Consider the following 13,529-nt stretch of genomic DNA (forward strand, 5'->3'; position numbering starts at 1 on the left):
GATGATAGTGTAGCATTTGCTATGTGAAAGTAGGACATTACCAGGCTTCAAATTGTAGAAAGCCCGACTAGCGATAGTCGGGCTTTTTTACGTCTACAGAAAAGTAAAATTAAGCATTCCCTTCTCTAAAGCGTAGCGTCTCCAAAGCGAAGCGCCTCTTTGTGAACATTATTCTAGCTATCCAATACATTGAGCGATGAGAGTTCAGCATTGCACTGTGGCTCTCCACTGCTGTGGGCTCCACGACATTATCAGGCTTTAAATAAGCGAAACCCGTTACAGCAATGTGACGGGTTTTTTGCTGTTTGGGGTTTAGTAAATTCACTATCCCTATACTGAACAACTATTTCTTCATAGCTACCCGATAAATAACATAATTAGATGCACAGTGTTGCCCTAGTTAACTCCATATTTCTCAATTGTGCTAAATGCAGCAAGGTAATAACTTGTATGGTATTAAAAATAATGCGTCTGTTTTATATGCTCTAATTTATATTTCACACGTTCCTTATATCTCTCATCGACTCTTAATAGTTATTGATCTAAGCTAATTAAAAAATAATCTTGCGTACTACATTTCGAGATTATGTTTAATATAAAAATAACAAAGGCTTTAATATGGATAATTATCCTCAGGGTATTTTTTGTTGGTCAGAGCTTTGCACACATAATTGGAAAGAAGGTAAAGCCTTTTATACCTCTCTATTTAATTGGGATTGTGATGATCAGCCAATTGGCGATGGTATTTTTTACACTATGCTCCAGAAAGAGGGTGACGACATTGCCGCTATGTACGAAATGCCAAAAGAGCAAATTCAGGAGGGTGTTCCAAGCAGTTGGTTAACTTACATTGCTGTAGATGATGTAGATCATTGTGCAATTAAAGCGAAAGAGCTTGGGGCTAAAATAATTGCGGGTCCGCACAATGTTATGGATGCAGGTCGTATGCTGATGTTTACTGATCCGGGGGGAGCAACCGTTGCATTATGGCAAGGAAAAGATCATAAAGGATGTAAACGTTTATCAGAGCTATCAACGCCTTATTGGCATGAGTTAGCGACGCGAAATAGCAAAGTAACTAATGAGTTTTACTGTGCTTTACTAGGTTGGAAGAGCGAAGTGAAACCTATGGACAACATGGAATATACTTTATTTATGGTAGATGGTAAGCCGATTGCTGGAATGCTGGAAATGAGTAGCGAATGGCCTGATGATGTCCCACCTCATTGGATGATTTACTTTGCAGTTGACGACTGTGATTCTGCCCTTAATAAGGCGAAAAAGCTGGGAGCCCAAGTATGTGTACCTTCTACTACAGTACCAGACGTTGGCCGATTTGGTGTTCTTTGTGATCCTCAAGGTGCTGTTTTTTCGGTGATCCAAACGAAGGATTAAAGCGTTTACAATATGCTGATAAGTACATGAGAGAGTTGTCTTGCACTTAGCTACTTTGGTTATTGGCATTAACGTTTAATTTTTTGTTATTTTGTTATAATGCCAGTTATATAAATTATGCATGTTGAGTAGACCATGGAATTTGAACAAGATAGCAATTTAACGCTCCCGTTATTTTTATTAAACGAGTCCTTAAGTGAAAGGGATGTAGAGCAGCCTGATTTTGAAATATCAGTAGCGCTCGATGATGAGTTACTTGCTCAAATTTGCCAAAATCCCTCAGAAGACAGCAGCATAGCTATTACAATAACAAGTTATGAGCTGTTGATTACCGATCTTTCTTACAAATATATGTTAGAACAATCACACAACGCGCAAATAACTTTAAATCATGGCCCTCTATTGAGTGTTGTACTAAATACTGAGAATCAAGATGTATTTATATCTCCGCAAATGGATATGATGCCGACCTTTGATTTAGGTGATGAAGGCGAATGAATAAACTCATAGGCATCGTTACATTAGTTATTTTAAGTGGTTGTGCATACTTAGGTAATGCTCATTACAATGAGCTATTTGGCACTGAGCAGGCCCAGCAGCGTATCGTATCTCATACTACTGGCGAAGGGGCTAATTTTTTACAGAATGTGAAGCCGGTGCTCGATACTCGGTGTGTTGTGTGTCATGGTTGTTACGATGCACCTTGTCAGTTAAAGCTATCATCCCCTGAAGGAATAGATAGAGGGGTAAGCAAAGACCTTGTCTACGACGGAACTCGTTTACTTGCTACAAAGCCGAGTCGATTGTTATTTGATGCTACAACCACAGAGCAATGGCGAGAAAAGAACTTTACTCCTGTTTTAAATGAGCGAGTACAAACTGAGGAAGCTAACTTAGCTGGTAGCGTCTTGTTTAATAGTTTAGTACTGAAACAAAGCCATGAATTGCCTGCAAATGAAATATTAAATAATGAATTTGATTTTTCGCTGAGCCGCTCTCAAACCTGTGCCACTATGGGAGAATTTGATCAATTAGCGGGTGAGCAACCTCATGCTGGTATGCCTTATGGATTACCGGGCGTATCCCGTGATGAATTTAATCACTTGCAGAAGTGGCTCAAAGCAGGTGGTAAAATGGCGCATATTGACCCGCCAACAGAGTTTGAACTTGAGCAGGTAAAGCGTTGGGAAGCATTTTTAAACCAAGATGACTTAAAGTATCAGTTATCGGCTCGCTATATATACGAGCATTGGTTTTTAGCTCATATATATTTTGACCAAAAGACCCCAGATAACTTTTTTAAGCTTGTTCGCTCGAGCACGCCACCGGGTGAAAAAATAAAACTAATAAGCACTCGTCGACCTTATGACGACCCTAAGGTTAACCGTATTTACTACCGATTTTTGCATGATCGCAGCACTGTTTTATCTAAAACTCACTTACCGCTTAAGCTAAATGATGAAAAGTTGGCCCGTTTATACCAACAGTTCATTGCACCAGAGTATACGGTTAAAAGCATGCCAAGCTACCAGGCAGAGTCTGCATCTAATCCGTTTAAAACGTTTGAAGTGATCCCAATTAATTCTAAGTATCAGTTTATGCTTGATGAAGCTGAGTTGATTATTATGGGCTTTATTAAAGGGCCAGTTTGCCGTGGTCAAATTGCGTTAAATGTGATTAACGACCACTTTTGGGTTGCTTTTGCTGATCCAAAAAAAGTGGCAACCCCAGCGGTTGGACAAATGATAATGCAGCATGAAGACGCACTTGAATTACCAGCTGCAGAAGAAAGTAATGCGTTCCCAATTGCTAATTGGGTTAAATACTCAGCTCTGGAGCAAAAATATTTAAAAGCAAAGGTCAATTTAGCTAATGAGATGTTTAAAGGCGGTGAGCATTTAACAACAGATCTATTGTGGAAAGGAGATGGCCACAATAAAAATGCAGCGCTGACTATTTTTCGTCATTTTGACAGTGCCACCGTGGTGAAAGGTTTTATTGGCCAAGAGCCAAAAACAACTTGGATTTTAGATTATGCCTTATTTGAGCGCATACATTATTTACTGGTTGCAGGTTTTGATGTTTACGGCAATATTGGGCACCAGTTAGTTACGCGTTTATATATGGATTTTTTACGCTTAGAAGGAGAACAAAACTTCTTAGCATTATTACCAGAAAACAAACGAGATAAAATCAAAGACCAGTGGTATCGTAAATCACCACCAAGTCTTGCTGAGTTTTTTAAAAATAACCGTGAGTTTAGCCAGCCAAGCGGGGTAACTTATAAAACAAACACCCCTCAAAAAGAATTGTATGCACTAATGAAAGAGGCGCTAAGTCCAGTGCTAAGTGAGCACTACAATTATAAGCAAGTACCTAAACCGCTAAGTGCTATTAATGCTATGCCGGCTAAAGCAGTAAATTTATTACCTCAGTTATCGTTTTTATTAGTAAAGCAAGATGACGATAGCCATAAGGCTTATACGATTATTCATCACAATGCGCATTACAATATTTCGAGCTTGTTAAATGAAGACGGTCAACGAGCTTTTGAAGAAGACACTGCAACAATCGTCCCCGGTTTTATAGGTGACTACCCAGCTTCCATTTGGTATTTGAATAATAAACAACAGGTTGAGGCTTTTGCTGAACAGTTACCTATGATGCAAGTAGAAGCTGATTACGCAGCCTTAAAAACTAAATTTGGAATTAGACGCTCTCATCCACAGTTTTGGCAATACAGTGATATTTTACACGCTACAGCAAAAAAATACCGTGGTGTTGAATATGGCTTATTCGATTACAACCGTTTAGAAAATAGGTAGTAAATCCTCTTACATAGCCCAGCTTTGAGTTGGGCTTTTTTATATTTATAGATTAAGCATAAATATTGATATAATTGGACTAAACTTAAACCAAAAAGTTAGGCTAACTATGTTTGAAATTGTTGCAAATATTCGCCTACGTAATCGGTGGGCGTTAATCGCTATTGCGCTATTAATTAGTGTTTCTGTATCACTAATGCAGTACTTTTTTTCAGTACAAAAAAATGATGCAAACATTATTAACATTGCTGGTAAACAGCGAATGCTGTCGCAAAAAATTGCATGGCATGGTGATAAGTTATTAGCCTCGCAAGTACGTAGTACAGATCATCAGCAGTCTTTAGATGCATCGCTCAGCCTATTTAAAGCAAACCATCAATATTTATTGTCAAAAAACGATAATGGTCAATATAAATATCTCAGCCCTGAGCTTACCAAGTTATATATACAATCACCTATTGAGCTAGATTTGCGTGTGCAAAAATTTATCCAACAGGTCGAAGAGCTACTGTATAAACAAGAAAAAATAGACCCCAATGTGTTTTCTGTTAAGCACATGGAAGAATTACTAAAATATTTAGACCAAGCTGTTGGCTTATTTGAAAAAGAGTCTGTAAAAAAAGTAGCGTGGGTGTCTTCAGTCGAGTTACTTTTTTGGTTGTTAACTATGTTATTGCTTATTGGTGTATTACGCTTTGTGTTTATGCCGATGGAAAAGCAGGTCACTAAGGCTTTATCAAAGTATCAACAGCAAAAAGATTTTGCGCAGCAAGTGAGCAAAAATAAAGAGCACTTTATAGCTCGGGCAAGTCATGAATTTAGAACACCCCTACAAGGCTTTATCACCTCGATTGATTCATTAGAGGTTAGTAATAGCCAAAAATCGATTAAAACACAGGCCTCTTATTGCGCATCAAGAATAATAGCAATGCTTGACGAGCTACAAGATTTACAGGCGCTTAGTTTAGGTCGTTGGGCATTGAAACCGTCAAATGAAAACTTACTTCAGTCATTCAATAAAGTGCTTTTAGGGTATGAATTTGGTTACAGCCAAAAAGGCATTACCTTAGTTACAACTCTTGATTCGACACTTGATCAAGCTATAAAACTAGATCATCAACGCTTTCAGCAAGTGTTAGCTGAGTTAGTTGGCAACGCATTAAAGTTTACAGAAGAGGGGGCTGTTACTGTTAAGGCTTGTGTTAGCAATAAGCAATTAACAGTAACAATCACGGATACAGGTTCAGGATTAACCAAGCCAGTCAGCAGGTTAACTTTTAATTCATCTAATCAAAATAATCACTTTCAAGGGTTAAGAACAGGCCTTGCAAGGGTGCAGTATATTGTTGATGCTTTTGACGGGAATATTGTGTTTGAAAATACATCGCCAAATGGGGTGCGCGTTACGCTGAAAATGCCCGTTGAGATTGATGAAAATACACCTTCGTTAAGTGCGCTGTTACCTAAAAATCTGCATTGTTTAGTTGTTGAAGATAACCCCTTAAACATGCACATATTAACGCGTATTCTTTCACAACTTAACTACAGCTATGAATGTGCAGAAAACGGAAAGGTCGCTTGCGAGATGGCCACTAAAAACGAATACCAGGTTATTTTTATGGATTTAAATATGCCAATAATGGATGGCTTTGAGGCTATAAAAAAAATACGCATTTTTGACGCTAATACGCCTATTATTGTGGTTACCGCTAATACATCTACAGAGGATATGCAGTTAGTATATGAGTATGGTGCCAGTGGGCATATTCATAAACCAATTGGTAAGCAAGCAATTGTCGATGCGCTAGTTAATGTATGTATGAGCAGTGAAATAAATTAAAAATGTGTAAAATACACTGAATTACATAATTAGCCTTATGTTAACTTGGCAGTACAGTAAGTGCTATAATGTAGGCAAATCAACACTATTTGTAGTGCTAATTGATAAGGTTAAATTAGTACTGCAAGCATAGAAGCACCTTTACCCAGATGAAGTTATTGCTACCTGAGATACAATTTTTTTTAGGTTTTAGAACATTTTTTATATTTTTTATTAATACTTTCTATTGCGTAAATAATAATTTCGATCACAAGAAGTAAAGAAGCAATGATTAACCCACCACTTGGTTTAAAGTGTCCCTCTTGATAGTAATATATTCCACTTATAAAAAGCATTGAGAGAAAAAATAAAATCTCGAATTGAATACGTTTCATAATCCACCTAAATATTATTAGCTTACGCAGGGTAGCTATTTACGTAAGCTTTATTGGAGTTCTTAGTTTTAAAGACGAGTAACACTAAAACCTTTGTCTTTTAGCTGCTTAATTAAGCCATGCTGCTCTGGTAAGTGCAGTGCACCTACCGCAATAAATAGTTTTTCGTTACTTAAACGAGGGACAAGTTGCTCTACCCATTTGTTATTACGATTTATTAGCATGACTTGCTCGCTTATTTCACCGTAATTACTATCGTCAAAGCTCATATTGTAGTACTCGGTAAGCGTATCCATATCGCCATTTTTCCACGCGTTTACTAGCTTAATAAAATAAGTATTAATGTCGGCAAGCTGTTCAAAGGTTTCTTCAATCATTTCATTACTTAATAACCCCATACCATCAAACATTTGCAACTGCTGCTCGAGGGTTTCTAGTTCGCCAACCTTAATTTTGTGCTCTTTAGCGTAAGCAAGTACTTGCTTGTCTATACCGGTTTGATCAGAAAAGCCTGCATTTTGAAACTCAATTTGCATCATAGTCACCATTACAGCCCAAGGTTTGAAGTTGCTAAACATAGCAATATCAATCGATTTTTTTGCAAAGTAATTTTTGAGCTTATTGTAGTTTTGTTTTGATAGTTCTGTTTGTAATGTTTTGCCATTTTTAAGCATCATTAATGGCATAGAACGCTGTTGCATTTGAAATGGAGTCAGTTTGCTAATATCCACTTCTACAATAACGTGTTCGCTCTCATCAATTGCTTTGGTAATGTTTGATGGTAAGCCTTTCATGCTGGCGTCACCTACGTGTACGGTGCCAAATAAATACGAGCTAGTGCCATTTTTTTCTACTTTATATAAAGCCGGTGCCGCAACGCTATTAAAACTAAGTGCTGTAAATAGCACCATAATAAAAAAATGACTAATGCGAGGTATCGCTTTCATGGTTTGTCCTTCAAATCCTGTTGTTGAGTTAAACAAATATTAACCTAAATTTACCTATACAGCAGTGCTAAATTCAGTATTTATCAATCGTCTTTTGTGAGGATATTGGTACTAATATGTGCGCTCAGTGGAGTATTTATTCTATTTACGTTTTTTGATTTAGTACAGTTGCAAACCATGATTATTAAAACTATTCGGAAGGTCTAAACATTATCTGTATAAAAAAATTAATTTAATTTTTACTAAAACTCAAAAATTAATCAAACCATAAATGGGGAATATAAGAATAGTGAATTTCTATACTTTAAATTAAAACATAAAAATTCCTTTATGGTTGTATTTAGTGAATTTTAAAACCACTTAATTTGGTTTTTCGTGCTTTTTTTGAATTGAGTTTGGTGTTGACTTAAGCCGCTCAGCGCGGTACTAATACATAACAGAGCGAAAGATGAACTTTCGCAACAGATTATTTAAATTTGGTGTCAATTACATGCTTACAACTGCACTTAAACTAGTCCTGATTATTATCGTGGTGATTATTCCCGCGAGGGCTTTGTAGTGCTATAAACTTGAGCATTAAAAAGCCCTCCGCACTTAACAGTTCGGAGGGCTTTTTAGTTTTAAGGGTAAAAATTAATTAGGTTGTCACTGAAGAATGAGGATTTATTAATGACAGGCGCAGAACTCACAATCGACTTATTAGCCAAACACGGCGTAAAAGAGGTATTTGGCTACCCTGGTGGAGCCATTATGCCAATTTACGATGCGCTGTATGGTGCGCCAGTCAAGCATTACCTCACTCGCCACGAGCAAGGTGCTGGTTTTGCTGCTGTAGGTTATGCCCGCAGCACAGGTAAATTAGGTGTATGTTTAGCAACATCAGGCCCTGGGGCTACTAACTTAATAACAGCACTTGCAGATGCAATGATGGACTCAGTGCCATTATTAGCAATTACCGGCCAAGTACCGACTGCCGCTATTGGCTCAGATGCATTTCAAGAAGTAGATGTACTAGGTATGTCGCTTTCGTGTACTAAACACAGTTACATGGTAGAGCGTGCAGAAGATTTAGCCGAAATACTACAAGAGGCCATACACTTAGCCCTAAGTGGTCGCCCAGGTCCTGTACTTGTTGATATTCCAAAAGATATTCAAATGTCGCAAGTGCCTTTTAAACCTTGGTTAGCCTCTGATGAATACTTACCGCAACTTGATTTAAACCAAGTTGCCATTGCCAATCAGTTATTAAGTGAAGCTAAGCAACCTGTGGCGTATGTAGGTGGCGGTGTACAAGCCGCTGATGCGCAAAATGAGTTAATGCAGTTTTTAAATAAAACGCAGATGCCTGCGGTATCAACACTTAAAGCGTTAGGTAGCGTATTACCAGATTACGAACACTACCTAGGCATGCTAGGCATGCACGGTACACAAGCCGCTAATATAGCGGTGCAAGAGTGCGATGTATTAGTGTGTATAGGCGCTCGCTTTGATGACCGCGTAACAGGTAACTTAGCTAAATTTGCAGCCAAAGCAAAAGTAATCCACTTAGATATTGACGCGGCTGAAGTAGGTAAACGTAAACCAGCTAAAGCCTCATTAATTGCTGACTTAAAAACCTCATTACCGGCACTTGAGTGTTTTGTAACCTCTAAAGCATGGTGCGATATAAATAAGCAGTTAAGCGTAAAACATGCGTGGCGCTACGACTACCCAGGCGAAAAAGTATTTGCCCCGTATTTATTGAACCAATTAAGCCAACGTATGCCAAAAACAGGCGTAGTGTGCTGCGATGTTGGTCAGCATCAAATGTGGGTAGCGCAACACATGAAGTTTAGCCACCCGAGCAACCATTTAAGTAGTGGTGGCGCAGGCACTATGGGCTTTGGTTTACCAGCGGCTATTGGCGCACAAGTAGCACGCCCAGACGATTTTGTAATAACGGTGTCGGGTGATGGCTCAATCATGATGAACATTCAAGAGCTTGCGACTATTCGCCGTAACAATTTACCAGTAAAAATACTAATATTAGATAACCAACGCTTAGGTATGGTTCGCCAATGGCAGGAGCTATTTTTTGAAGGACGTTACTCTGAGACAAACCTTTCAGATAACCCTGATTTTGTTCAGTTAGCCGCTGTATTTGGTATTCCTGGGCAAACAATTACCCATGCCAATCAAGTTGATGATGCAATAACAGCATTAGTTAACAGCAAAGGGCCGTACATAGTACATGCCTGCATAGACGATAAAGAAAACGTATGGCCACTTGTACCACCAGGGGCTGCAAATGACGAAATGATTACGGAGAAAGCACAATGAAACACAGCCTAACTATTGCATTAAAGAGCCAAAGTATAGCGGTCGAGCGTTTTTTACGTGTAGTGCGTCACCGTGGTTTTGATCTTACGCATTTTCAGCTCAATATGGATGATGGCCACTACAATGTTGCAATGACAGTAGACAGCGATAAACCAATTCATCTTTTAACAAGCCAGTTAAATAAGCTGGTGGACGTTAAAGAAATCACTTTACAAAATTTACAGCAACAAGCTGTGTAATTGCTAACAATACAAATTTACGAGTAATTGAATAACTGTTACTCACCAATTTTTAGAATGAGGAATGCCCGCTTACACAGCGGCAAAACAGAGGTAACTATGGCTAAATTAAGAAGTGCAACAACAACTGAAGGACGTAAACGCGCAGGCGCACGTGCATTATGGCGCGCAACAGGCATGACCGACACCGACTTTGGTAAACCAATTATTGCTGTAGTTAACTCGTTTACGCAATTTGTGCCAGGGCACGTACACCTTAATCAGCTAAGTGAGCTAATGGCTGAAACAATCACGCAAGCGGGTGGTGTACCAAAAGAATTTAATACTATTGCAATTGATGACGGTATCGCAATGGGCCACGGTGGTATGCTTTACTCACTCCCTTCGCGCGATCTCATTGCCGACTCGGTTGAGTACATGGTTAACGGCCACTGCGCCGATGCGATGATCTGTATTTCTAACTGTGACAAAATTACCCCAGGGATGATGCTTGCAGCGCTACGCTTAAACATACCGGTTATTTTTGTATCGGGCGGACCAATGGAAGCGGGTAAAACGAAACTTGCTAACATTGATATCAAATTAGATTTAGTCGATGCCATGGTAAAAGGCGCTGATGAAACAGTAAGTGATGCTGATTCAGAACAAGTAGAGCGCTCTGCGTGTCCTACTTGTGGGTCGTGTTCAGGTATGTTTACTGCAAACTCAATGAACTGTTTATTAGAAGCTATTGGCCTTGCACTACCGGGTAACGGTACAACGCTTGCAACCCATAAAGATCGTAAGCAACTGTATGTAGAAGCGGGTGCTCGCATTGTTGATTTATGCCGTGAGTACTACCAAAAAGATAACCAAGACGTATTGCCACGCGCTATTGCTAACAAAACAGCCTTTATGAACTCTATGGTTGTTGATATTGCCATGGGTGGTTCATCTAACACCGTACTGCATTTACTAGCAGCCGCACAAGAAGCTGGCGTAGATTTTGACATGTCGCACATTGACGAGCTATCTCGTAAAACCCCATTTTTATGTAAAGTAGCTCCAGCAACAGCACAGTACCACATTGAAGATGTTCACCGCGCTGGTGGCATGATGGCAATTGTGCGTGAGCTAGGCAAAGCCGGTTTAGTTGATTTATCGGTAAACCACGTTGCAGGTATGACTATGGGTGAGCTTGTTAAAAAATGGGATGCGACAGATCCTAAAAACGAAGCGGCACAAAAGTTTTACCGCGCGGGACCAGCTGGCATTCGTACTACAAAAGCAATGAGCCAGGAGTGTCGTTGGGATGAAGGCGATAACGACCGCGAACACGGTTGTATTCGAAGTGTTGAACACGCATTTAGACAAGATGGCGGCTTAGCTGTACTTTCAGGAAACTTAGCGGTTGATGGCTGTATTGTTAAAAGCGCAGGCGTAGTTGACGAAATGCTGCATTTTGAAGGCACTGCAGTGGTATACGAATCACAAGATGATTCAGTAGAAGGCATTTTAAACGACGAAGTAAAAGCCGGTGATGTTGTGGTTATTCGTTACGAAGGCCCTAAAGGCGGTCCTGGTATGCAAGAAATGCTTTACCCAACGAGCTACTTAAAATCAAAAGGTTTAGCTGAAAAGTGTGCGCTGATCACAGATGGACGCTTTTCGGGCGGCACGTCTGGTTTATCTATTGGCCACGTATCGCCAGAAGCGGCAAGCGGTGGTGCTATTGCGTACGTTGAAAATGGCGACAAAATTATTATTGATATTGCAACGCGTGAGATCACGCTTGCACTAAGCGAGGAAGAGCTTGAAGCGCGTAAGCAAAAGCAATTAGCGCGTGGTAAGCAGGCGTATAAGCCCCTTGACCGTGAGCGTTATGTTTCGTCGGCATTAAAAGCCTATGCACTACTTGCAACAAGTGCAGATAAGGGCGCAGTGCGTGACTTAGAGAAACTGGAGGAGCTGAGCTAATTATGGTTTCTCAAGAGCTCGATTATTTTCGTGCAATTATTCAAGCAAATATGGAGCCCTTGGCTAAAGTCACTGAGGTCAGTGAAATGCCTGACCTCAGCGCTAAACTTGGCAACCATGTATGGCTTAAACGTGAAGATCAACAGCCAGTGTATTCGTTTAAATTACGCGGCGCATACAATAAATTAAATAAGTTGCCAAAAGGGTCTGTTGTAATTACTGCATCGGCTGGTAACCATGCTCAGGGTGTTGCATTAAGCGCTTCGCATTTAGGGCATAAGGCAACGATTGTAATGCCTGTTACAACGCCAGAAATAAAAGTTAACGCCGTACGCGCTTTAGGCGGTGAGGTTGTATTGCATGGACATCAGTTTGATGTAGCTAAAGCGCACGCGCTTGAGCTTACAGAGCAGCGTAATGGCATTTTTGTCCCACCATTTGACGATCCTGACGTTATTGTTGGGCAAGGTACTGTAGCGCGAGAACTCATGCAGCAGCTCAATGAGCTTGATGCGGTATTTATTCCCGTTGGAGGCGGTGGCTTACTGGCAGGCATGGCTGTTTATATAAAGTCACTTCGTCCTGATATCAAAGTCATTGGCGTAGAAGCTGATGAGAGCGCCTGTTTACAAGCTGCATTTGAAGCGGGTGAACCGGTAGAGCTTGACCGAGTAGGTAGTTTTGCCGATGGTGTAGCGGTTAAAATTATTGGCAAGGAAACATTTCGCTTGGCACAAAAGTTTTGCGATGAAGTAATCACTGTGACTAGCGATGAAATTTGCGCCGCCATGCAAGATATTTTTGTGTCTACTCGTGCAATTGCAGAGCCTTCTGGCGCTCTTGCAACGGCAGGACTTAAAAAGTGGAGCCAACAATCGCTCTTAAAAGGGTTGCATTTAGCAGCGGTTCTTTCGGGTGCTAATTTAAACTTTGATCGCTTACGTTATGTCGCTGAGCGCACTGCGCTAGGTGAAAAAAACGAAGCGTTATTAGCCGTTACCATCAAAGAAGAAAAAGGCAGTTTTAAACAGTTTTGTGCGTCTTTAGGTGGACGTGCTATTACTGAGTTTAACTACCGTTATGCAGGGCCTGGTGAAGCACAAATATTTGTAGGTATTGCCCTGCGTCAAGGAGAGCAGGAGCTTAATGAGCTCAAGCAGGACCTAACTAAAAACGATTACGCGTTTTGCGACTTATCAGATAATGAACTTGCTAAGCTACACGTACGTTATATGGTTGGCGGTAAAGCACCCGAAAAACTGCATGAGCGTTTGTTACGTTTTGAGTTTCCAGAATACCCCGGCGCACTAGCGCGCTTTTTAGATACGTTAGGCAACGATTGGAATATCACGTTATTTCATTATCGGAGTCAAGGCGGCTCAATGGGTTATGTATTAGCCGGTTTTGCTATTGAACCTGAGCAATTTGAGACTTTTAACGAGCATTTAAATGACTTAGGCTATAGCGTGCAAGATGAAACGCATAATCCGTGTTTTACACAGTTTTTAACGACGCAACCTCTTTCAGAAAAAACCGCAAAGCTCGCTTCAGTTTAACAGCCATTAAAGAGCAAGTACCTTACAAGGGTGCTTGCTTTATCATTTGTTTTACATATAGTTACTGATACCGTCATT

General features: G+C 40.1%; 10 protein-coding genes. 8 read left to right on the forward strand and 2 right to left on the reverse strand.

Annotated features, from left to right (window positions below; all coding sequences use genetic code 11):
- The first annotated feature begins 618 nt into the window (after positions 1-618).
- The 4 genes from ACFI34_RS11280 (at position 619) to ACFI34_RS11295 (ending at position 6,060) form a co-directional block, all read left to right on the forward strand.
- On the forward strand, positions 619-1,395 hold the full coding sequence (locus ACFI34_RS11280; protein ID WP_462673557.1) for a VOC family protein: 777 nt from the start codon (positions 619-621) through the stop codon (positions 1,393-1,395).
- A 135-nt stretch (positions 1,396-1,530) separates the two neighbouring features.
- Entirely contained in the window at positions 1,531-1,893 is a 363-nt protein-coding gene (locus tag ACFI34_RS11285) for a hypothetical protein (RefSeq protein ID WP_462673558.1), read from the forward strand.
- Entirely contained in the window at positions 1,890-4,220 is a 2,331-nt protein-coding gene (locus tag ACFI34_RS11290) for a fatty acid cis/trans isomerase (RefSeq protein ID WP_462673559.1), read from the forward strand. The genes ACFI34_RS11285 and ACFI34_RS11290 overlap by 4 nt, the downstream gene beginning before the upstream one ends.
- A 109-nt stretch (positions 4,221-4,329) precedes the next feature.
- The gene (locus tag ACFI34_RS11295; RefSeq protein WP_462673560.1) at positions 4,330-6,060 is read left to right on the forward strand and encodes a response regulator; all 1,731 of its coding nucleotides are present in this window, start codon (positions 4,330-4,332) and stop codon (positions 6,058-6,060) included.
- Between the two features lie 182 nt (positions 6,061-6,242).
- Here the strand turns inward: ACFI34_RS11295 and ACFI34_RS11300 are convergent, their stop codons facing one another.
- Both ACFI34_RS11300 and ACFI34_RS11305 read right to left on the reverse strand, forming a co-directional pair.
- Entirely contained in the window at positions 6,243-6,434 is a 192-nt protein-coding gene (locus tag ACFI34_RS11300) for a hypothetical protein (RefSeq protein ID WP_462673561.1), read from the reverse strand.
- A 68-nt stretch (positions 6,435-6,502) separates the two neighbouring features.
- On the reverse strand, positions 6,503-7,381 hold the full coding sequence (locus ACFI34_RS11305; RefSeq protein ID WP_462673562.1) for a TraB/GumN family protein: 879 nt from the start codon (positions 7,379-7,381) through the stop codon (positions 6,503-6,505).
- Between the two features lie 669 nt (positions 7,382-8,050).
- On the opposite strand from ACFI34_RS11305, the gene ilvG reads away from it, so the two are divergent.
- The 4 genes from ilvG (at position 8,051) to ilvA (ending at position 13,451) form a co-directional block, all read left to right on the forward strand.
- A complete protein-coding gene (gene ilvG, locus ACFI34_RS11310; protein ID WP_462673563.1) occupies positions 8,051-9,700 on the forward strand; it encodes an acetolactate synthase 2 catalytic subunit in 1,650 nt (549 codons plus the stop codon).
- Positions 9,697-9,939 carry an acetolactate synthase 2 small subunit gene (gene ilvM, locus ACFI34_RS11315; RefSeq protein ID WP_006793049.1) on the forward strand — a complete coding sequence of 81 codons (243 nt, stop codon included), beginning with the start codon at positions 9,697-9,699 and terminating at the stop codon, positions 9,937-9,939. Before ilvG ends, ilvM begins: the two co-directional genes overlap by 4 nt.
- Positions 9,940-10,038: 99 nt before the next feature.
- On the forward strand, positions 10,039-11,895 hold the full coding sequence (ilvD, locus tag ACFI34_RS11320) for a dihydroxy-acid dehydratase (protein ID WP_008133264.1): 1,857 nt from the start codon (positions 10,039-10,041) through the stop codon (positions 11,893-11,895).
- A gap of 2 nt (positions 11,896-11,897) precedes the next feature.
- The gene (gene ilvA, locus ACFI34_RS11325) at positions 11,898-13,451 is read left to right on the forward strand and encodes a threonine ammonia-lyase, biosynthetic (protein WP_462673564.1); all 1,554 of its coding nucleotides are present in this window, start codon (positions 11,898-11,900) and stop codon (positions 13,449-13,451) included.
- The last annotated feature ends 78 nt before the right edge of the window (positions 13,452-13,529 follow it).

It is taken from the genome of Pseudoalteromonas sp. PSi26 (assembly GCF_054960575.1).